This window comes from Flavobacterium sp. FlaQc-48, assembly GCF_044007335.1.
In the GTDB taxonomy this organism is placed as follows: domain Bacteria; phylum Bacteroidota; class Bacteroidia; order Flavobacteriales; family Flavobacteriaceae; genus Flavobacterium.
Genome location: NZ_JBIPCR010000015.1, coordinates 149,327 through 171,772 on the forward strand (window position 1 = coordinate 149,327; position 22,446 = coordinate 171,772).

The 22,446-nt window shown below is 34.5% G+C and carries 13 protein-coding genes; 4 read left to right on the forward strand and 9 right to left on the reverse strand.

Annotation, left to right across the window (positions count from 1 at the left end):
* Positions 1–8 precede the first annotated feature (8 nt).
* Both murC and ACHRWY_RS20960 read right to left on the reverse strand, forming a co-directional pair.
* Positions 9–1,364: a UDP-N-acetylmuramate--L-alanine ligase gene (murC, locus tag ACHRWY_RS20955; protein WP_395357256.1), complete on the reverse strand. Its 1,356-nt coding sequence runs from the start codon at positions 1,362–1,364 to the stop codon at positions 9–11.
* 63 nt (positions 1,365–1,427) lie between these two features.
* Positions 1,428–2,114 (reverse strand): tetratricopeptide repeat protein, encoded by a 687-nt coding sequence (locus ACHRWY_RS20960; RefSeq protein ID WP_395357258.1) that lies wholly within the window; start codon positions 2,112–2,114, stop codon positions 1,428–1,430.
* 130 nt (positions 2,115–2,244) lie between these two features.
* Between ACHRWY_RS20960 and ACHRWY_RS20965 the strand changes: the two genes are divergently transcribed.
* A complete protein-coding gene (locus tag ACHRWY_RS20965) occupies positions 2,245–8,646 on the forward strand; it encodes an alpha-2-macroglobulin family protein (RefSeq protein WP_395357260.1) in 6,402 nt (2,133 codons plus the stop codon).
* 129 nt (positions 8,647–8,775) lie between these two features.
* Here ACHRWY_RS20965 and ACHRWY_RS20970 read toward each other — a convergent pair whose 3' ends face one another.
* The 5 genes from ACHRWY_RS20970 to hpt all read right to left on the reverse strand — a co-directional run bounded on the left by ACHRWY_RS20970 (position 8,776) and on the right by hpt (position 14,884).
* Positions 8,776–10,920, reverse strand: coding sequence for a S46 family peptidase (locus tag ACHRWY_RS20970; RefSeq protein ID WP_395357262.1), 2,145 nt, complete (start codon positions 10,918–10,920; stop codon positions 8,776–8,778).
* A 176-nt stretch (positions 10,921–11,096) separates the two neighbouring features.
* Positions 11,097–12,098 (reverse strand): GTPase ObgE, encoded by a 1,002-nt coding sequence (gene obgE / locus ACHRWY_RS20975; protein WP_395357264.1) that lies wholly within the window; start codon positions 12,096–12,098, stop codon positions 11,097–11,099.
* A gap of 108 nt (positions 12,099–12,206) precedes the next feature.
* Positions 12,207–13,481, reverse strand: a complete 1,275-nt coding sequence (locus tag ACHRWY_RS20980; RefSeq protein WP_395357265.1) for a hemolysin family protein — start codon at positions 13,479–13,481, stop codon at positions 12,207–12,209.
* 219 nt (positions 13,482–13,700) lie between these two features.
* Entirely contained in the window at positions 13,701–14,273 is a 573-nt protein-coding gene (locus ACHRWY_RS20985; RefSeq protein ID WP_395357266.1) for an adenylate kinase, read from the reverse strand.
* 80 nt (positions 14,274–14,353) lie between these two features.
* Positions 14,354–14,884 (reverse strand): hypoxanthine phosphoribosyltransferase, encoded by a 531-nt coding sequence (gene hpt / locus ACHRWY_RS20990; RefSeq protein WP_395357268.1) that lies wholly within the window; start codon positions 14,882–14,884, stop codon positions 14,354–14,356.
* A gap of 184 nt (positions 14,885–15,068) precedes the next feature.
* Between hpt and ACHRWY_RS20995 the strand changes: the two genes are divergently transcribed.
* The 3 genes from ACHRWY_RS20995 (at position 15,069) to ACHRWY_RS21005 (ending at position 19,176) form a co-directional block, all read left to right on the forward strand.
* The gene (locus tag ACHRWY_RS20995) at positions 15,069–16,343 is read left to right on the forward strand and encodes a PQQ-dependent sugar dehydrogenase (RefSeq protein ID WP_395357269.1); all 1,275 of its coding nucleotides are present in this window, start codon (positions 15,069–15,071) and stop codon (positions 16,341–16,343) included.
* 160 nt (positions 16,344–16,503) lie between these two features.
* Positions 16,504–18,603: a TonB-dependent receptor gene (locus tag ACHRWY_RS21000; protein WP_395357271.1), complete on the forward strand. Its 2,100-nt coding sequence runs from the start codon at positions 16,504–16,506 to the stop codon at positions 18,601–18,603.
* On the forward strand, positions 18,604–19,176 hold the full coding sequence (locus ACHRWY_RS21005) for a hypothetical protein (protein ID WP_395357273.1): 573 nt from the start codon (positions 18,604–18,606) through the stop codon (positions 19,174–19,176).
* Between the two features lie 123 nt (positions 19,177–19,299).
* Here the strand turns inward: ACHRWY_RS21005 and ACHRWY_RS21010 are convergent, their stop codons facing one another.
* Together ACHRWY_RS21010 and ACHRWY_RS21015 are read right to left on the reverse strand one after the other, a co-directional pair.
* The gene (locus tag ACHRWY_RS21010; protein WP_395357274.1) at positions 19,300–20,187 is read right to left on the reverse strand and encodes a type IX secretion system membrane protein PorP/SprF; all 888 of its coding nucleotides are present in this window, start codon (positions 20,185–20,187) and stop codon (positions 19,300–19,302) included.
* A gap of 22 nt (positions 20,188–20,209) precedes the next feature.
* Positions 20,210–22,446 (reverse strand): gliding motility-associated C-terminal domain-containing protein (locus ACHRWY_RS21015; protein ID WP_395357276.1); only part of this gene is annotated, 2,237 nt, incomplete at its 5' end.

Consider the following 22,446-nt stretch of genomic DNA (forward strand, 5'->3'; position numbering starts at 1 on the left):
ACAAGTATCTAATGAATCAATCCTTTCACTTCATCAAAATTTAATCCCCCGTAATTTCCTGAACTCATCAGTAATAAGGCTGAATTATCCAGATTTAAATTGAACAGGTATTCTTTAAATTCAGCAGGATTGGTGTAAATGATTAAATCTTTTCTATTGAAAGAACTGGCAATCTGATCGTAAGTTACTTCTTCTAATTGCTTAATTTTTACAGCATCCGGAGAATAGAAAACTACAGCAACATCTGCATATTCAAGCGCTCCTTCATATTCTTTTAAGAATTCAGCATTCAAACTACTATAGGTATGCAATTCTAAACAAGCTACCAACGTTCTGTTTGGATATTGTTCTTTTACCGCTTTTGTAGTTGCAGCCACTTTACTTGGAGAATGTGCAAAATCTTTATAAGCCACTTTTCCTTTTCCTTCAGCAATTTTTTCTAAACGTTTAGACGCCCCTTTAAAACTTGCAATTGCTTCGTAGAAATCAGCTTCATCAACCCCCATGTTTTGACAAATCCATTTTGCCCCGGCCATATTATTTAAATTGTGCGCCCCAAAAACTTCAATTGGCATATCGCCTTCCGGAGTTTCTAATAATGTTATACCATCACTAACACTATATTTTGGAGTAGTGTAAGCAAGTTTTCTAATTGGGTTTGTAGCTGCTTCGGCAACGCGTTTTACTTCAGGATCATCTTCGTTATACACTAAGATTCCCCCATTTGTAATTTTAGCAATAAAAATTTCGAACTGCTCCACATAATTCTCGTACGTAGGAAACACATTGATATGATCCCAGGCAATTCCGGAAATCAACGCAATATTGGGTTGGTATAAATGAAATTTTGGACGTCTGTCGATAGGAGAAGATAAGTACTCGTCTCCTTCCAGTACCATAAAATCATTTTCTTCTGTAAGATGTACCATCGTATCAAAACCTTCTAACTGTGCCCCTACCATATAATCTACTTCGATATTATGATAATGCATCACATGCAAAATCATCGAAGTGATGGTGGTTTTTCCATGAGAACCTCCAATTACAACACGGGTTTTATTTTTAGACTGCTCGTATAAAAACTCAGGATAAGAATAAATTTTCAATCCCAATTCCTGCGCTTTCAACAGTTCAGGATTGTCAGCTTTTGCATGCATTCCTAAAATAATGGCATCAATATCAGCCGTAATTTTTTCAGGAAACCAACCTAATTCAGCCGGTAAAATTCCCTTTTTTTCTAATCTTGATTTTGATGGTTCAAAAATAGCATCATCACTACCCGTTACCTGATATCCTTTGTTATGCAATGCTAATGCTAAGTTGTGCATGGCACTTCCGCCAATGGCGATGAAATGTGTTTTCATTTAAATTCCAATTTTTTAAAATTTTAAATTCCAATCTTCAAATGGAATTCAATTTTGATCTTATTAAGCTTCAAATTTTTGTTTTAATTCTCTAGCTTTTTTAGTATCTTTTAGATTATTCAAATATAAATTATATAATTTTTGAAACGTGGTTTTTGATTTACCAATTTCATGGGCCCTTATAAAGTTTTTTTCGGCTGCGGCATATCTCTTAAAATAAACATCTATTCTTCCTCTTGATAAATAACCATCAACCGGCGACAATTGTGCTAACTGATTTGAATATAAAATTGCTTTTGATTCGCTTCCTCCAAAAATTCCCGGCAATTGCAAGTATATTTCGATTAATGCCCATCTGGCCGGAATGTGTTTAGGATCTAAAACAATAGCTTTTTCAAATGATTCTTTCATTTCACCAACCATTCCCAGAGCTTTTATTCTATTCACTTCTATAGCCCGCATTGCCAGACAGCCTCCGTATTTATAGAAATAATCAGCTTCTGTAGGTTTTAATTCTTTCAGTTTTTTGAAATATTCGGCACCTCTTACCCATGATTTTTGATGCGCTGCAATTTCTCCCAAATACTCAGTTGTTTTTATATCTAAAGGTTTGCTTTTTAAAACTCCTTCGAAAATAACCTGAGCTTCATCATACTTTTTTGCATGATATAGTTTTTCTGCTTTTTCAAAATTAGACTGTGACCAAATACAAATTGGTACAAATAAAAAAAAGAGGAGCAGCTTTTTCATGTTTCAAAAATAGGGAAATATAAAACGTAACATTTGGTTTTGAAGATAAATTAGTAATTTGTACGAAATTTATTTTATCCGCATGCCAACCTTTATTAAAAAACCGCTCTCTATATACTAAAACTCACTTATGAAAAAAATATTATTTGTTTTCTTCTTGTTTACTACTGCTTTATTTGCTCAAAAAAACGATAAAAACTGGGCTAAAGTTACCTCTTATGAAAACGAAGGTAAAATTAAATCAGCAAATGAAATAGTGGACAAAATTTACAAAAAAGCAGTCTCAAGAAAAGACGAAGTGCAAATGATAAAATGTTTTTTTTATCAATCTAAATATTTACAGGTAGTCGATGAAAATGCAAAAACTAAAATCTTAGATCATCTTAAAACAGATATTAGCCGCGTATCGATACCATCGAAAGCAATTTTGAATTTAATTTATGCCAAATGCTTAAATAATTACTCTAATTATGACGAAGCTTATGCTGTTGTAGATAGTGCAGCGGCGGTAGTAGATGAAGCTGTGGTAATGTCAGACTCTGTTAGTTTTGATGTAGATACTGTTGCTGTAGCCATAGACACTACAGCGGTTGTTGATATACAGGAAAATGATAGTGCAAGCGTTGATTTTACATCTGAAAAAGAAGTAATTGCTCTTTATGAAAAAACATTAGAAAATGAATCAATCTTAAAAAAGACACGTTTAACAAAATATCAGGCAATTTTTAGTTTTTTGACTTTAGAAAAACTAAAAAACGAAAACTTATATGATTATTTACTAAAGGAAAATATCGCGTTTTTTACTGAAAAAATTGAGCGATGGGAAATTGAAAACAGTCAAATTCCAGCCTATAAAAATGAACTTTTAGGAAATTCAGAATCCTTTTTAGAACTTGATCTCAATTTTATAAAAGAAGCAAATTTCAAAAGAGTTCTTTCTTTATATCAAAAGCTCGAATCTGACAATCCATCATTAGAAAATCAATTTGAAAGAGTTATTTTTTGCAGTGAATTTATGCCGGAACCTAATGAAGATTTAAAAACGTTTTTAAATGAATTTCAAAAACGTACAGACAATCCAATTCTAATTCAAAAAATTCTACTAAAAAAAGCAGAAATCCTGCATAGTCAGGCTTCAAAAGAATTACATCCTGACTATAATATCGAAGCGGTCAAAATATACGATGATGTAATAAAAATTAATAATCAAACCTATTCAGCACAAACTGCTTTAGAGCAAAAACAAATTATTACATCAAAATCATTGAACATTCGGCTTAATAAATTCACTTACAAGAAAGAGAATACAAGAGCTTTTATTATCTATAAAAACCTTGACCATTTAAAAATATCATTCTACAAAATAGATCAAAAAAAACTTAAATCATTTATAAAATCATATAATTATATTGAATTAGATAGTTTAGTAGATGTTATTACAAAAAAACAAATTAAAACAGCTTCAAAAGACTATCAGCTTCTAAACAAAAAAGATTATTTCGAATATACTACAGAAGTTGTTTTACCACAACTGGAAACAGGGAGTTATTTGATTTATTTTGAAAGTGATTCTGATATAAAAAACGAGAAAGCATCGTCTTATCAAACCATCACAGTTTCAAACCTAAGCATTCTGGCCTCTCACGAAAAGAATAAAGAAAACTTTCAGGTTCTGGATAGAAAAACAGGAAAACCTCTTGAAAATGTAGCCATAAAATCTAATCGTTATACGCTTAAAACAGATTCAAACGGATTAGCTTCTTATATCGGACCAAATAACGACGATGAAGATGAGCATATAGAATTTTCATTAGCAAATGACACCATTTCACCTGAAAGAAATTACCTTGGATATACGCAGCGTTACAATCAAACAGAAGACAATCATTTAACAGGAAAGGTTGAATTTTATCTTGACAGAGCAATTTATCGTCCGGGACAAACGGTTTACTATAAAGGAATTGCCATTAAAAAACAAAAAAACAAGACCTGTATTGTTGCCAATACCACTTTTAGATTATTTGTTAAAAATGCCAATTATCAAACTTTTAAAGAATTTGAAGTTATAACCAATGAATTTGGTTCTTTTTCAGGAGAATTTACCTTGCCTACAAGTGGCCTTACAGGTGATTTTAATATTTATGCAACTCAACCGGATAACTATGAAAAAGGAGACGTTTCCTTTAAAAATAAACCAAATGCATCATTTTGGAAAACGGTAAGACTTGAAAACTCTCAAACTTACTTTAGGGTCGAAGAATACAAACGTCCAAAATTTAAAGTAGATTTTGATCCTAAAAAAGAAAGTTTCCAGGTTAATCAATCGATTAAAGTAAACGGAACTGCAAAAGCGTTTGCCGGAAGCAACATTTCTGATGCAAAAGTAACTTACAGGGTAAATCGATTTACGCGTTATGTCAGAGATTATAGTGATTATTGGGGGCAAGAACAAAACGAAATTATCGCAACCGGCGAAACCAAAACAGATGCTTCAGGAAAATTTGTTATTGAATTTATTGCCGAACCTTCTAAAAATGCGATCAAAGAAAAATTACCTGTTTTTAGCTATAGCATAACTGCCGATGTAACTGATATTAATGGTGAAACACATACCTCAGAAACCGTTGTAAAAGTTGGGTATCATGATTTGATCATCAATGCCGGTATTCCGGGTAGTATTGAAACTAAGAAAAAAAACGAAATCACACTTACAAGCACCAACTTGAACGGAGAATTTTTAGCTGCAAAAGGTGAAATTAAATTGTATTTCGTTAGCCCATTTTCTAATAAATTCAAAGAAAACGTTTGGCAAAAACCAGAAATCGAAAGCATTTCAGCATCAGATTTTGAAAGATTGTTTCCTTATGAAATTATAGAAACTAAAACGGATAAAGCAAACGAAATTTTATTGTTCTCGAAGAAGGTAGACACCGAAAAAGACAAAAAAATAGCGCTGGATTTTATTTCAGATTATAAATCCGGAAATTATAAAATTGTTTTTTCGGCAAAAGACACCTTCAATAATCCTATAGAATCTGTTTCTAATTTTGAAATCAGGCAAAGTAAAGACAAATTTACTCCGGGTAGATTATTTACGGCAGAACAGCTAAATACTGACCCAAAAAAAGATGGCTTTGTCGCAATTAGACTTTCTTCTGTCATTCCTGATCTTTATATCAATACAAAAGGAAATTACGGTAATCAAACCTATTTTGAAAATACGTATCATTTGCAAAACAATGAAGTAACAATCAAAATTCCGCTAAAAAAAGAATTCGAAAAATCAGTTGGCATAAGTTTTCAAAGCATTTTCGACAACGAAATTTTTAATAACCAAATAGACATCGAACTGAAAACACAAGAATCTAAACTTGAATTACTAGTGGAAAGTTTTAGAAATAAAATCGAACCCGGAAGTAAAGAAAGCTGGTCGTTTAAACTAAAATCAATTAATGCAAAAACCGAAGCAGAAGTATTAGCATCGATGTACGACAGTTCTTTAGATCAATTTACAAAAAGGGATTGGAAGAATAACTTAAGCATAAATAATTACCATTATAATTCTTCTAATTTTAAATCTGCCTTAGGTTTTGAGCGAACATATTCCTCTCTTCAAAACCTAAATGATTATTTACCAATAACTGAATTCAAAAATGATGAAACACAATTAAACTGGTTTGGTTTTGATTTCGACAATAGTCGATACGGAGATTCACTTGGTATAACAATAGTAGACATTAAAGACAAAAAAGTAGGCGCCGAAACTATTAAAGGAGATCCAGATGCTGTTTTAACAGTTGATGAGCCTGTTGGTGCCGGAGCTTCTCTTTCAGAATCAATAATTGCTTTACCTAAAGTCGATCAGGTAAGATTTGTAAAACCTGCCTATATGAAAACTGGGGATACTTTAAACAATCCAGAATATTACTATCAAACCAATAAAGTGCAATTTGTTCCTGGAAAAAAAATTATGAGTGGTCTTATCTCAATGGCAATTAATTCATCAACATTATACATAATTGATGGAGAAATTTCTTCTGAAGATAATTTCAAAAAAATAAATCCGGACGACCTTCTTGACATCGAGTTTTTAACCGGAGACAAAGCCACGACACTTTACGGAAGCAAAGCTGCAAACGGAGTCATAATCATCACAACCAAAAAAGCATTAGAAGCCTTAACTCAGGTAAAAGCCAGAAAAAATCTTTCTGAAACTGCTTTCTTTTTGCCTAATTTAAGAACAGATGCAACCGGAAAAGTAAGTTTCAATTTTACTTCTCCGGAAGCTTTAACCGCATGGAAGCTTCGTTTATTGGCACATAATAAAGATGCTGTTTCAGGATATTTAGAAAAAAGTGTTGTCACCCAAAAAGAGTTGATGGTTTTGCCTAATTTCCCAAGATTCTTGAGAGAAAAAGATACAATTGTGATCTCTGCAAAAATTTCGAATATTACAGATCAGCCCAAAACCGGGATCGCCATTTTACAATTTTTTGATGCTGTAACCATGCAGCCTATTGATGCTAAAATGCTCAATGCAAAAAACATTAGAAACTTTACGATAGGTGCTTTTGGGAATACAACGGCAAGTTGGACTATTTCTATTCCTGAAGGTGTGCAAGGTGTGCAATATAAAATTCTGGCTAAATCGGGTAATTTTTCAGACGGAGAAGAAAACATACTTCCGGTTTTAACCAATAATATGCTGGTTACAGAAAGTATTCCGATCTGGGTTCGTGAGAATTCGACCAAAGAATATACGTTTCAAAATTTGAAAAACAATACTTCTACAACTTTAAAAAATCATCAGCTTACTTTCGAGTATACTTCAAATCCTACTTGGATCGCGATTCAGTCTTTGCCTTATTTAATGGAATATGAGCATGAATGTGCCGAACAGACTTTTGCTCGTTTTTATGCGAATGCTTTGGCTTCAGAGATTATTTCGAGTAATCCAAAGATTGCAACTGTTTTTGAAAATTGGAGAAAAAACGGAAAATTAAATTCGAAATTAGACGAAAATGAAGAATTGAAATCACTTGTTCTTGCAGAAACGCCCTGGATAAATGATGCAGAAAGCGAAGACGAAAAGAAAAAGAATCTCGCCCTTTTATTTGATTTGGAGAAAATGAAAAATTCGCAGGAAACCACTTTCGAAAAACTAAAACAAAAACAAAAACCGTCAGGAGGATTTTCATGGTTCGATGGAAGTTCTGAAAGTGAATACATCACCCGACATATTCTGGCAGGTTTAGGTCATTTATCAAAACTAAATAAGACAGAAGACAATGCTAATAAAATTGATGCCATAGCCAAAACAGGTATTCCGTTTCTGGACCATAAATTTTTAGACTATTACAAAAACCAAACTAAGGACTTAAAAGCAACAAGTAAACTAATCTGGGTAAATCCATATTCTGATTTGCATTATTTGTACACCAGAAGTTTTTATTTAGAGAAATATCCACTTTCAGATACGCTAAAAAAAGCGACTAAATTGTATTTAGAAACGACTAAAAAAGACTGGCTGAATTATTCACTTTACGAAAAAGGATTGGCTGCTTTGACTTTAAACCGTTTTGGTGAAAGTGAAACAGCTAAAAAAATTACAGAAAGCCTAAAAGAAACAGCTTCGAACAATGAAGATTGGGGAATGTACTGGATTGCCAATAAAGCAGGTTGGTATTGGTATCAGGCACCTATAGAAACCCAAGCTTTATTAATTGAGGCTTTCGCCGAAGTAACTCACGACACTCAATCTGTTGATGCGATGAAAGTCTGGCTGTTAAAAAACAAACAAACCAAAAACTGGCCCACCACAAAATCTACCACTGAAGCTGTTTATGCTTTATGGATGCAAGGAAACGACTGGCTGAGTGTAAAAGACAATACCATTATCAAAATTGGAAATGAAAAAATCTTAACCAAAAAATTAGCCGAAAATGAAAAAGAAGCTGAAACAGGTTATATCAAACTAAACTGGAAAGCCGATGACGTTAAAAAAGACATGGCATCCATCAGCATTCAGAACAAATCTAAGGTTCCGGGTTTTGGGGGCGTTTATTGGCAGTATTTTGAAGATTTAGACAAGATTAAAACGAATTCAGGTGCTGTCTTATCCGTTGCAAAAGAATTATATCTAAAGAAAAACTCGCTTAAAGAGGATCAATTACAAAGAATTACAAGTAAAAACCCATTGAAAACGGGAGATTTAGTTACAGTCAGGTTAATTATCAAATCTAAAGAAGATATGGAATTCGTTCATTTAAAAGACATGAGAGCTTCTTGCTTTGAACCTGTAAATGTACTTTCTGAATATCAGTATAAAGACGGTTTAGGATATTACAGAAGTACAAAAGATGCGGCAACTCATTTCTTTTTTGATCACATAAACAAAGGGACTTATGTAATTGAATACGATATAAGAGTAAATAATAGTGGCGAATTCTCAAACGGAATCACTACTATTGAAAGCATGTATGCTCCGGAATTCTCAAGTCATACTAAAGGAATTCGCGTAAAAATTCAATAAAATATCAGACATAAAAAAGACCTGACAGTTTTTTAAAAGCTGTTAGGTCTCATTAATAATTAGACTAAAAAAAACAAACCCGGCAAATTTTCAAAACTTGCCGGGTTAAATTTTTAAGTAAATATGAGATTATTTTACAATCGTCAATTCATCAATAATATTTTTAGCTCCGGCGTATTTGTCGATAATCCAAAGTACGTAACGAATATCTACGTTAATTGTTCTTTGTAATTTTGGATCGAAAATAACATCTCCTGCCATAGCTTCAATGTTTCCGTCAAAAGCAATACCAATTAATTCTCCTTTTCCGTTAATAACCGGTGAACCTGAGTTTCCTCCGGTAATATCATTATCCGTTAAAAAGTTTACTGGCATGTAACCCGCTTTATCCGCATATTGTCCAAAATCTTTTGCTTGGTTTAATTCTAATAAACGTTTTGGCAAGTCAAATTCCTGATCTCCGGCTTTATACTTTTTCACCATGCTTTCCATAGTGGTGTAATTGTTTATTTTAGCATCGTTACGAGGATCTGCAGGTAATGCACGAACTTTTCCGTAAGTCAGTCTCAAAGTTGAGTTTGCATCCGGATATTGAATCGCATTTAATTTTGATTCTCTTAAGCCTTCAACCAATTCACGGTAAGCAGTCGCAAAACCATCATCAGCTTTTGCCTGATCATCCGTTTTAGCGCGATATTTTGTTAGCAAATCATTAGAAATAATATACAAAGGATCGTGTACAATCGCCAATGGTTTTGGATTAGCCATAAAAGCCAGCACTTTTTCCTTAGAGGTAAAATAACTTATTTCAGTTGCTTTTGTAACATCTGCCGTAAAATCTCCATTATTCTCTGATTTCATTTTAGCTATTTGCGGCGCTAAACCATATTCAGCAGCTTTAGCAGCATATAAGTTTAACTGAGCAGTCAACACATCTTTTTCAAGTGGTGCATAAAACTCGCCATAAATATTATCGATCATAGCGGTAATCTTAGGCAGCATTTCTGCTTTTTTAGCATCATTTTCATTGTAGTAGGCAATCAATGCGTTTCCTAAATTTGCTGGTCCGGTTGCATAGCTTGAAGTACGTAAAAGTTGCGATAAATAATTATCGTGAGTCGCTTTTAAGTTCGTTTCTCTGTAATAATCATTAATTGTTGGAATTACATTTTCGTACTTTTCTTTATTAGCAGGTTTAGTTGCCCATTCGTAGAATTTATCTTCTTGTGCAGTTTTAACATCTACCGTTCCCGCTTTAGTTAAAGCATCGATCATACCCTGACGGTTTTTCCAGTAGTTTGCTGTCGAAGCATATTTAGACGCATATTGCAAACGAACTGTTGCATCTTTATCCATATACTTTTTCATTTGGTCCATTCCGGTTTTAGCACCTTCAACCCATGCAGGATAAGCATATTTTATATTTTGCTCGATTCCGCCAGCAGGCATCCAACGGTTTGTTCTTCCAGGATACCCTAAAATCATAGCAAAATCATTTTCTTTAACCCCTTTAATACTTACTGGCAGGTAATGTTTAGGCTGCAAAGGCACATTGTCTTTAGAGTAAGCTGCAGGATTTCCGTCTTTGTCAGCATATACTCTGAACATAGAAAAATCCCCGGTTTGACGTGGCCACTCCCAGTTATCCGTATCCCCGCCAAATTTACCAACACTTTCAGGTGGTGTTCCCACTAAACGAACATCCGTATAATCCTGATAAACGAAATAGTAATATTCATTTCCCTGAAAAAAAGGACGAACAGAAACAGTATATTTTCCGCCTTCGTTGTTTTCTTTTTCAATCAGGTTAATTTCTTGCTGAATGATTTTGTTTCTTTCAGTTTCTGTCATTTTATCATTTACTTTTGATAAAATTCTTTTCGAAACATCGTCCATACGAACGAAAAAACGAACGTATAATGATTTTGGTTTCATTTCGGCACTTTTTTGTTTTGCCCAAAAACCGTCTTTTAAATAATTTTGTTCTGCTGTAGAAAGTTCAGCAATTGCATTATAGCCACAATGGTGGTTCGTTAAAACCAACCCTTCTTTAGAAACGATTTCAGCAGTACAACCTCCATTAAATTGCACAATTGCATCTTTCAGACTATGGTGATTAATGCTGTAAATTTCTTCGGACGTTAGTTGTAAGCCCATTTTTTCCATATCTCTATGGTTCAATCTTTCGATAAACATCAAAAACCACATTCCTTCATCAGCTTTTACAGGAAAAGCCATTAGGCACATGGTCAAGAATAAAACTATTTTTTTCATGTTATTTTGTTTAAGTGATGCGAATATAACTCATTTTCATAATTATATCACTCCAACCATTATCAAAAATAAAGATGCTCATGCATTTTTAGTATTTTATTACGAATTTAACATTCTGAAAAATAAAAAAGGTGTTCTGTTTCCAGAACACCTTTTGGTATAAAACTAATACTTTATTAATCATTCAGCATTTTCCAAAGCTTATCTTTCAGATCAGTCAACCCCTGTTGGGCAACAGATGAGATAAACATATAAGGAATATCTTTGAAAGCAACATCTAATTCTGTTTTCAGTTCGGCTTTCAGTTCGTCATCCAGCATATCGCATTTTGAGATTACTAAAAGACGTTCTTTATCTAACATTTCAGGATTGTATTTGGTTAATTCGTTAACCAAAATGTCATATTCTCCCTTAATGTCCGGTGTATCAACAGGAACTAAAAACAACAAGGTTGAGTTACGCTCAATATGACGCAGGAAATAATGTCCTAATCCTTTTCCTTCTGCAGCACCTTCAATAATTCCCGGAATATCAGCAATTACAAACGATTGAAAATCTCTGTATGCGACAATTCCTAAATTTGGTTTTAGGGTGGTAAAAGGATAATCGGCAATTTTAGGCTTTGCAGAAGTCAATACGGACAATAAGGTTGATTTTCCTGCATTAGGAAAACCTACTAATCCAACATCTGCCAAAACTTTAAGTTCCAGAATCACATCCATTTCTACACCCGGCAAACCTGGCTGAGCATATCTTGGTGTCTGATTGGTTGAACTTCTAAAATGCCAGTTTCCTAATCCGCCTTTTCCGCCTTTAGAAAGAATTCTTTTTTCTCCGTCTTCGGTAATTTCGAATAAAGTTTCTCCGGTTTCTTTGTCTTTTACGACAGTTCCTAAAGGCACTTCTATAAACTTATCATCTCCGTCTGCACCTGTACTACGGTCTCCTCCTCCGTCTCCACCGTGACCGGCCTTAATATGACGGGCAAACTTTAAATGAAACAGTGTCCAAAGACCTTTATTTCCAACTAAATATACGTGTCCTCCACGACCACCATCACCTCCGTCCGGGCCTCCTTTTTCAATAAATTTCTCCCTATGTAAATGTGTAGACCCCTTTCCTCCCTTTCCGGAAGAAACATATATCTTAACATAATCTACAAAATTTCCTTCTGTCATTTTCTTTTTGTTTATGTATAGTTTAAAGTTTAAAGTTTCAGGTTTCAAGTTGGCGTAACACACTTAACTTGAAACTTGAAACATAATAAAACCTGAAACAAATTCTCTTTACTCTTTAAGCGCTTTTACGAGCACTTTATCAATCTTTACGCCATCCATATCGATAACTTCCAGCACAAATTTTTGCCAGATTAGTTTTTCACCCTCTTTTGGAATATGAGAAAGTTCAGTCATAATCATTCCGCTTACGGTATTTACCTCGTAATCGTTTGTCAATTCGTCTAATTCAAAATACGTCAGAAAGTCGTGTAATGAATAATGGCCGTCTACTAACCATGAACCATCTTCTCTTTCTATCAGTTGAAATTCGTCTTTATAAAAATCAGATGCGTCACCAACTAATGCTTCCAAAATATCATTTAGGGTAATTATGCCCTGAAAAACACCATATTCATCAGAAACTAAAGCATAATGAACACCTGTTTTTTTGAAATTCTCTAATGCTTTATAAGCAGTGGTCTGCTCCATTAAATAGGGCGCATCTATCATTATAGCACCCAAATCGAAATGATCGCTTTCGATGTTTGCAAATATGTTTTTTAAGGTCACGATTCCAACAATATCATCGTAATTATCACGGTATACCGGATAAACAGTATGCAGGTCCATTAAAACCAGTTCTTTTATTTTGGCTTTATCGGCATTAAAAGGCAACATGTCTACAGATTTTCTGTGTGTCATTAAAGAGTTTACTTTACGATCCCCGATATGAAAAACACGCTCTACGATATCCTGTTCAATTTCCTGAACTTCCCCTCCTTCTGTTCCTTCTTTGATAATGGCCTTAATCTCTTCCTCGGTAACTTTACCATCGGCAGTGGGTTTTATTTGAAAAACATTCAATAAAAAATCTGTTGAAGTGGTAAGCAACCAGATAAAAGGGGCTGTGATAATCGAAATAATCTTCATTGGCATTGCCACCATTTTTGCTATCGATTCCGGATAATTTAATCCGATTCGCTTTGGCAGCAATTCTCCTAAAACTAATGAGAAAAATGTTAAAACTACCACCACAATCCCAACTGCAACTGAATGTGCGTAGGGTTTTAAAACTGCAAATCCGCTTACAAATGTTTCTACATCTATGGTGATTTTATCCCCACTGTAAATACCGGTCAAAATTCCGATTAAGGTAATTCCGATTTGCACGGTTGATAAAAATTTATTTGGCGAATTGGCTAAATCAAGCGCAATTTTAGCACTTTTATTTCCTTTTTTTGCAGCAGTTTCAAGTCTGTTTTTTCTTGCTGAAATAAGTGCAATTTCAGACATAGAGAAAACTCCGTTTAATAGTATTAGAAAAAATATTATTAGTATTTCCAATTTGTGTTTTATTCGTTATAAAATAGTCCTGTTAATGTAATTTGTAACCTCAATCTATTGTCATCCAGATGAAAGTAAAAGCTAAAAAAACTAATTTTTCGTACCATAAAGCAGTAGACTCCCGAAGCATCGGGAGCGGCCCGTTTTTATGGCATGAAAAATAAGTTTTTTTAGCGTCCCGAAAGCTATCGGAATGTAACGTACAGCTGGAAAAAGCTTCTACAAATTATCTATAACTGACGTTAATCGCTCTGTAATTTCTTTAACCTCTCCAATACCGTTTACGGCATGAAATTTATTTTGTTCTTTATAATAATCAATTAATGGTGCCGTTTTCTCATTGTATTCCTGATATCTTACACGAATTTTTTCTTCGTCCTGATCATCAACCCTGCCACTTGTTTTTCCTCTTTCTAACAAACGGGCTACCAAAATTTCATCATCAGCTTCTAATGCGATTGTAGCAGTAACACTTGACCCAATTGTTGGTAAAAATTTATCCAGGGCTATTGCCTGATCTAAAGTTCTTGGATAACCATCGAACAAAAAACCTGCTGTATCCGGATGTTTTTTTACCTCGTCTATTAACATTGCTGTTGTAAGTTCGCAAGGTACCAATTCTCCATTGTCCATAAAACCTCTTGCTTTTTTACCTAAATCTGTATCATTTTTTAAATTAAAACGAAAAATATCCCCTGTTGAAAGATGTGTTAATTTGTATTTTTCTTTTAAAAATTCTGCCTGAGTTCCTTTTCCTGCTCCCGGCTTTCCAAATAAAACAATATTAATCATAATATGAGTGAGTGTTGTTACTTCTGTTTTTTACAAGAAGTTTTAAATGAATATATAGTTGTGTGTGTGTGTGTTTATTATTATTCTGCCAATTTGTATACTTCGGACAAATTTCGTCCCAAACCATCGTAGTCTAATCCGTAACCCACGATAAATTTATTTGGAATCCTGATTCCGATGTAGTCTATTTTAATGTCTTTTTTATAAGCTTCAGGCTTAAAGAATAAGGTCGCTACTTTAAAATGTTTTACATTTTGTTCTTTAAAGAGGTGTTTTAATTCCTCAATCGTATTTCCTGTATCGATAATATCTTCAATAATGACAACAGATCTGCCTGACAAATCCTGATTAATACCAATTAATTCTTTTACCGTATTGGTAGTTTCAGTTCCCTGATAAGATGCCATTTTGATAAATGAAACTTCGCAAGGGCTTTTGTACTTTTTTAAAAAATCAGCAACAACCATAAATGCACCATTTAAAACGCCAATAAAAATTGGAGTATCATCTCCAAAATCATCCTGCACTTGTGCTACTATTTTAGTTAAAGCAAAATCGATTTCTTTAGCCGAAATAAACGGAACAAATTGTTTATCGTGAAGTTGTATCATTATTTTTATGTTTAAAATAATGCGCAAAGATACAGAATTACAACCAAACTGTAAGTATCAAAATATACTGTAGACGTATTTTTTTAAGAATGTTAAATATCGCATAATATTTACAAATTTTTCTTTAAAAACATTTTAAATTTTACTAAATTGTTGTTCTATAAATATTTAACCTCAAATCATAATGAAAAATACCGTACAACTGTTTTCCATATCCTTATTAACCATAATAACAGCCTGTAACGGACAGGTAAAAAAAGAAGAGAAAGAAGCTTTGGCTAAACAACCCAACACAATTGTAAAAACTGCTGTTGGCGATCTTACATTACCTCCGCCTTACGCAACTGAATCAAAAACGAACAATAGTAAAGTTATTGGCTGGCCTGAAGGAAAAACGCCAACGGCTCCCGAAGGTTTTACCGTTACTAAATTTGCAGATGGTTTCGAAAATCCGCGTTGGACTTATATCGCACCAAACAACGATATTTTTGTTGTGGAAAGTGGCACAAGAACGAGTAAAAATCAAATTACGGTTTTGCGTGACAAAGATAAAGACGGCAAATTTGAAACCCGTGAAGTTTTTATAAAAGACTTAAATAAACCTTTTGGAATGCTGGTTCTAAAAGACTTTTTCTACATTGCCAACACTGATGGTTTATACCGATATCCTTATAAAAACAGTCCGCTAAAACTAGAAACAAAAGGAACTAAAATCCTTGAACTTCCTGCCGGAGGTTATAACAATCACTGGACAAGAAATATAATTTCGAATCCCGAGGGAACGAAAATTTATGTTTCTGTGGGGTCCGGAAGTAATGTTGGTGAAAACGGAATGGACAAAGAGGTTCGCCGTGCTGCAATCCTTGAAATTAATCCTGACGGAACTGGCGAAAAAATTTATGCAGCAGGTATTAGAAATCCAGTTGGAATGGACTGGAATCCTGTAAACAAGGAACTTTGGACAGCAGTGAACGAACGTGACGAATTGGGCGACGATCTTGTTCCTGATTATGCAACGAGTGTCAAAAGAGATGGTTTTTATGGCTGGCCTTATTCTTATTACGGAAATAATTTAGATCCAAGAATGAAAGGTGAGCGAAAAGACCTCGCTGCAAAAGCGATAGTTCCTGATGTTCCGGTTGGGGCTCACACGGCTTCGTTAGGATTGGCTTTTTATACTAAAAATGCATTTCCTGCAAAATACAAAAACGGAATTTTCGTAGGCCAGCACGGATCCTGGAATCGCGCGATAATATCAGGTTATAAAGTGGTCTTCGTTCCTTTTACCAATGGAAAACCCTCAGGAAAACCTGAAGATTTTTTAACCGGTTTTGTCGCAAACGCTGATAAAGCTGAAGTTTACGGACGTCCGGTTGCCGTAACAGTAACCCCGGACGGATCGCTGTTGGTTAATGATGATAGCGGAAATACAATTTGGAAGGTTATTGCGAATAAATAAATTTCGAACTTCTAAGTAAATATTTTAAACACATAGAAATATAGGTTTTCTCTTTTTGAAAGGGTATAAAAAAGAATTACATCTCTTTGCACATTTATACCTTTAAGCCCCATACTTCTATGTGTTAAAATGCTGCGTCAAAACCCATCAAAACCCTTTTATGATTTTAAAGAAATATTGTTTTCTCTTTTTTGTTCTTTTATGTTTCCAGAATATAAAGGCACAAAATAAAGAAGGCAAAACTATTGATTCTGTAAAAACACAGAAACTTGAAGAAGTTATCATTAGCCCTCTTCATGTTAATAACCGATTGCAAAATACGCCCGCCGCAATTGGTGTTTTATCCAAAAAAGAGCTGACTCAAAATAATGCCACAGATATTAGCACGGTAATCAATACGGTTCCCGGAGTTTTTATGCAATCTTCCAATTTTACCACAACCCGGATTTCGATTCGCGGTATTGGTGCCAGAACACCTTACGGGACTAATAAAATCAGGGCTTTTTATGGCAGTATTCCCCTGACTTCAGGAAACAGCGAAACGGTAATTGATGATATTGATCTGGAAAACATCGGTCAGATTGAAGTTATAAAAGGCCCGCTTTCGAGTATTTATGGTGCAGGTTTGGGCGGTGCGATTTTAATTTCACCTCAACTTTTAAAAACAACAGGAGAAAATGCCAGTATCAGTAGCACTTATGGTTCTTTTGGATTACTTAAAAATAGTTTGAATTATAGTTTAAACGAAAAAACTTCAAGTTTAAATATCAGCTATCACAAACTCAAGACAGATGGATGGCGGGAAAACAGTGCTTATGACAGAGAAGGAATCACACTTGGAGGAGAATTATTCAAAAAGAAGAACAGTAAACTTACCTATTTTACAAATTACACTTATCTGAAAGCTTACATACCAAGCTCTATTAGTAAGGAAGTGTTTGATAACAATCCGAAATTGGGTGCACCAACCTGGGTGGCATCTAAAGGATTTAAAGAATACAAATCGACTTTGGCTGGATTGGCTTATGATTTTAAAATAAACGAACATCTTAGCAATTCGACATCCATTTTTGTGAATTACAAAGACAGTAATGAACCACGGCCTTTTGACATTTTGCGCCAATATACTTTTGGAACAGGAGGAAGAACGCAGTTTTCTGGGAATTTTAAAATCAGTCAAATCGAAAATCAGTTTATTGCCGGGATTGAATATTTTACGGATAACTATAGCGGAAATACTTTTGAAAATCTCTACAAAACCAATAATGGCAAAGGTAGTTTACAAGGCATGCAACTTACTGAAACGGATCAGAAAAGGCATTTTTACAATATCTTTTCTCAAATCAGAACTTTGCTTTCTGATCAAATCGAAATTCAGGCGGGACTGAATTATAATGCCACTCATTTTGAACTAACAAACTTTCTCCCCAATACTATTTCTTCAACTGAAAAATACAATTATAACGGAATCTTTTCCCCACAATTGTCTTTCCTTTTTAAACCCAATCCTGAAAAGACTTTATACTTCTCGGTAAGCCACGGTTTTTCATTGCCTTCTACAGAAGAAACTCTTACAAGTACAGGAAATATAAATAAGGATATAAAACCTGAAAGCGGGTATAATTTTGAAGGTGGTGGAAAATTCTATCTCTTTAACAAAAACCTTTACGCTGAATTTGCCGTATATCGAATGGAAATAAAGGATTTATTAGTAGCAAAAAGAATCGGCGACGATCAATATGAAGGTATAAATGCCGGAAAAACATTTCATGAAGGAATCGAAATTATGACAAAACACAGCTGGGTGATTAATTCTTTTTTTACTTTAAACTCTTTTATCAGTGCTTCTTTGGGTAAATATGAATTTAAAGATTTTGCAGATAACGGAAATGATTATTCAGGAAATAAATTAACCGGTGTTCCGGCCAATAAAGTAAATGCAGGAATTAGCATAAACACCCGTTCAGGCATTTATTTTTCTGCCGATTATCAGTTTACAGATAAAATTCCGCTTAATGATGCCAATTCTGTTTATTCAGATTCTTACCGCTTACTCCATTTTAAAACCGGATATGGTTTTGAAATTATCCCTAATCTCAACACCAATTTAGCTTTTGGTATAAATAATGCTACGAATGAAAAATATGCTTCATTGATTTTGCCTAATGCGGTTGCAGCCGGAACCTCATCTCCGAGATATTATTATCCGGGGCTTCCTACAAATTATTACGGGACCGTTTCATTAAATTACTTATTTTAGATGTATAAAATACCACAAAACATGCTTTCTGAATTACAAACGAAACTAGACTACGTAAGTGCCTATAGAGAAAACAGGCTTAAAGTTGCTCAGTATGTTTTAGAAAATCCGTTATTTTTTGATGAATTGGTTCAAATTTGCTTTGCGCCATCAGACAAGAACAATCACAAAGCCTGTTGGATTTTAGAATTTGTATCATACGAAGAATTGATCTGGCTTCAGCCTCATCTTGATTTTTTCTGTTGCAACCTAAAAGCCTTAAAAGATGAAAGTGCGATTCGGCCCATTGCTAAAATAGTACAGCTTTTAGTAAAATCACATTATAAAAAAAACGAAAACAGCATTTTACTTTCTGAAACTAATCTGCAGGATTGTATTGAAGCCACTTTTGACTGGTTAATCAGTGATACTAAGGTGGCTACAAAAGCCTATTCGATCAGAACTTTATATGTTTTAGGGAATTACCACGACTGGATTCATCCTGAATTAAAAATTATTTTAAATAAGGATTACGCAAATCATTCGGCAGCCTATAAAGCCGTTGCCCGGGAAGTTTTAAAAAAAATCGAATAATATTGATGGTCATTCTCAATGACTGGTATAAATCAAAAGAGGGCATCTACCTACAGATGCCCTCTTTTTTCCTACTCAAAAAATAAAAAATAACACAGTTCAGATCATTGTGTTCTTATTGTTTTAAAACTTAAAACGAAGGAAAAATTCGTTTGAGTTTTTAGCACTTGCCATTACATTACCCGTACTTACTTCGTAAGCATAACCCAGGGTCATGCGATCACTAATATTGAATCCCAGTATTCCTGCATAGGCATTGTCTACTCTGTAACTTGCTCCTATTTCTAAAAATTTCTCTATTTGCAACATCAAATTAAGATCTACTGAAAGAGGTGCGCCATTAACATAACGCATCATAAAGGATGGTTTTAAGATTAATGATGTTGCCGTTTCAAAATCAAAATCATAACCACTGCTTAAATAAACATGGGCTCTGTCTGTTGCAACAGCAGTATAACCATCTTTATTTCTTGCACGCTCAGTATTCAATATTCTTGGAACAGAAAGGGATACGAAAAATTTATCATTTTTTAATAATGCCCCAACACCTACATTTGGATTAAACTGGTTGATGGTCTCCAAAGCCGGATCTGACTGAGGCACATACGTTTCAAGACCTGAGGTGTTAACATTATAGAAATTTCCTCCGGCTTTTATTCCTAAATACAAATCCGTAAGTGCACCTACCTGAATTTTATACGATACATCAATTCCTAATTGCGTTTGCTTTTCTATAAAGGTTTTATCATAGACCATCGAAACACCCAGTCCCAGGTTACTTCCTACTGATGTACCAAAAGATACTGCCTGTGTTTGCGGCGCATCCTTAATTCCTGTCCATTGCTGGCGAATGGTGCTTGCTAAAACAGTTTCTCCATTTACACCTGCATAAGCCGGATTCACAATATTCATGTGATAACGATAGGTTGTAAAAAGACTTTCTTGTTGGGCAAAAAGCATACTACTAAAAAGTAGTAATGCTCCTGCCAGTATATTTTTAATTATTTTCATTTCTAAAATTTTATTTTTTCAATTACCTGTTAATGTATATCCAACCTTCTCTGTCTGTTTTACCATCTCCATCTAAATCAATTTGATAGTAATATGAACTTGACTCAGGTAACGAACTTGAATTTCCTTTGTAATGTCCGTCCCAGTCATTTTGGTAATTTCTGGCAACAAATACTTCTGTTCCCCAACGATTGAAAACACGTACTGTTGAAGCAGGATAATATTCGATATTAGAAACAACCCAGGTATCATTGATACCATCTCCGTTTGGAGTAAAAGCCTGAGAGATGTTTACCTGATCTTTATCACAAGCATCTCCAATACCATTATGGTTACGATCTTCCTGATACGGATTAAAGGTAATTGGGCAATTGTCTGATGCGTCTGAAATTCCGTCATTGTCATCATCATTATCACAATTATCTGGAATTCCGTCTTTATCATTATCCGCAAATGTATTTACTACAGTAACTTTTGCAGTAGCCGTAGCTGTGTTACCATTTTTATCTTTTACGGTTAAAATCACTGTATTTACACCAACTTTTGTACAATCGAAAGAAAGTCTATCAAGGCTTACCGTAGCAATACCACAGTTATCAGAACTTCCGTTATTGATTTGTGCTGCTGTTATGGATGCATTTCCGGAAGCATCAAGTTGTATTGTTAAATCTTTTGTTTTAGCTATTGGCAGAATATTATCCTGAACAGTAACAATTGCGATTTCTTTAGAAACGTTACCGTTTACATCAGTCACTGTAAGCGTTACTACATTTTCCCCAACATTATTGCAGCTAAAGGTATCCGGACTAACTGTAATTGAAGCTATACCGCATGTATCAGTACTTCCGTTATTGATTTGCGCTGTTGTTATTGAGGCATTTCCGGAAGCATTCAGCTGAACGGTTACATCTTTCGTAAGGACTGTGGCAGCAATTTTATCCTGAATGGTTACTGTGGCAGTTTTAGAGGAAACATTTCCGTTTGCATCTGTAACGGTTAGCGTAACTGTATTAGCTCCTACATTAGCACAAGTAAATGTGCTTGGAGAAACTGCTAAAGTTGGAGTTCCACAAGAAACTGTTGAGCCATTATTTACATCTGAACCTGTTATTGCTGCAGTTCCTGCTGCATTAAGCTGAATTATAATGTTTTTTGCTAAAGCAATTGGTGCAATTTTATTCTCTACTTTTACGATTGCCGTTTGCGAAGCACTGTTTCCGCTTCCATCTGTAGCAGTAAGTGTAACGGTGTTGTTACCCACATTTGCACATGTAAATGTTTTTGGCGTAACCGTTAAAGTTGCAATGGCACAATTATCAGATGAATTATTATTGACATCTGCAGCCTGAATCGTTGCATTACCAGAAGCATCAAGTTGAATGGTGATATTTTTTGTTGCAAGAGCTGGAGCTATTTTATCTTCAATTGTAACAATGGCGTTTTTAGTATCAAAATTTCCATTTTTGTCTGTAACTTTTAACTGAACTGTATTTGATCCTATATTAGCACAAGTAAATGACGTTTTATCAATTGCTATGGTTTGGATTGAACAATTATCAAATGAATTATCATCTACATCAGAAGCCTGAATTGTAACATTCCCTGTTACGTCAAGCTGAACCGTAATGTTTTTTGTTACGACTGTTGGCAAGGCATTGTCTGCTACTATTACAGTTTGAGTGATTTCCGCAGCATCATTCCCATTAACATCTTTTACATTCCAGGTGATTGTTGTTGTTCCTACAGGATAAACATCAGTAAGCAATTTAGCATCACTTCTTACTCCTGTTGGAGTTCCAACTGTACAATTGTCTGTCGCTGTTGCAGAAACAATTACGTTTGCACCGCAAACTCCTGGATCAGTATTTACATTTTGATCGCCGTTTGAAGCAATCACAGGAATTTGATTATCGGTTACGGTTATGGTTTGAATTACTTCAACAGCATCATTTCCGTTAACATCTTTTACATTCCATTTGATTGTTGTTGTTCCTGCCGGATAAACATCCGAAAGTAATTTGGCATCACTTCTTACTCCTGTTGGAGTTCCAACTGTACAATTGTCTGTCGCTGTTGCAGAAACAATTATGTTTGCACCGCAAACTCCTGGATCAGTATTTACATTTTGATCTCCGTTTGAAGCAATCACAGGAATTTGATTATCGGTTACGGTTATGGTTTGAATTACTTCAACAGCATCATTTCCGTTAACATCTTTTACATTCCATTTGATTGTTGTTGTTCCTGCCGGATAAACAT

Excerpts from the sequence above, each read along its gene's own strand:
- ACHRWY_RS21010 (WP_395357274.1), bottom strand. The coding sequence starts at position 20,187 with ATGAAAATAATTAAAAATATACTGGCAGGAGCATTACTACTTTTTAGT.
- murC (WP_395357256.1), bottom strand. The coding sequence starts at position 1,364 with ATGAAAACACATTTCATCGCCATTGGCGGAAGTGCCATGCACAACTTA.
- ACHRWY_RS20960 (WP_395357258.1), bottom strand. The coding sequence starts at position 2,114 with ATGAAAAAGCTGCTCCTCTTTTTTTTATTTGTACCAATTTGTATTTGG.
- ACHRWY_RS20965 (WP_395357260.1), top strand. The coding sequence starts at position 2,245 with ATGAAAAAAATATTATTTGTTTTCTTCTTGTTTACTACTGCTTTATTT.
- obgE (WP_395357264.1), bottom strand. The coding sequence starts at position 12,098 with ATGACAGAAGGAAATTTTGTAGATTATGTTAAGATATATGTTTCTTCC.
- ACHRWY_RS21000 (WP_395357271.1), top strand. The coding sequence starts at position 16,504 with ATGATTTTAAAGAAATATTGTTTTCTCTTTTTTGTTCTTTTATGTTTC.
- ACHRWY_RS20970 (WP_395357262.1), bottom strand. The coding sequence starts at position 10,920 with ATGAAAAAAATAGTTTTATTCTTGACCATGTGCCTAATGGCTTTTCCT.
- hpt (WP_395357268.1), bottom strand. The coding sequence starts at position 14,884 with ATGATACAACTTCACGATAAACAATTTGTTCCGTTTATTTCGGCTAAA.
- ACHRWY_RS21005 (WP_395357273.1), top strand. The coding sequence starts at position 18,604 with ATGTATAAAATACCACAAAACATGCTTTCTGAATTACAAACGAAACTA.
- ACHRWY_RS20995 (WP_395357269.1), top strand. The coding sequence starts at position 15,069 with ATGAAAAATACCGTACAACTGTTTTCCATATCCTTATTAACCATAATA.
- ACHRWY_RS20985 (WP_395357266.1), bottom strand. The coding sequence starts at position 14,273 with ATGATTAATATTGTTTTATTTGGAAAGCCGGGAGCAGGAAAAGGAACT.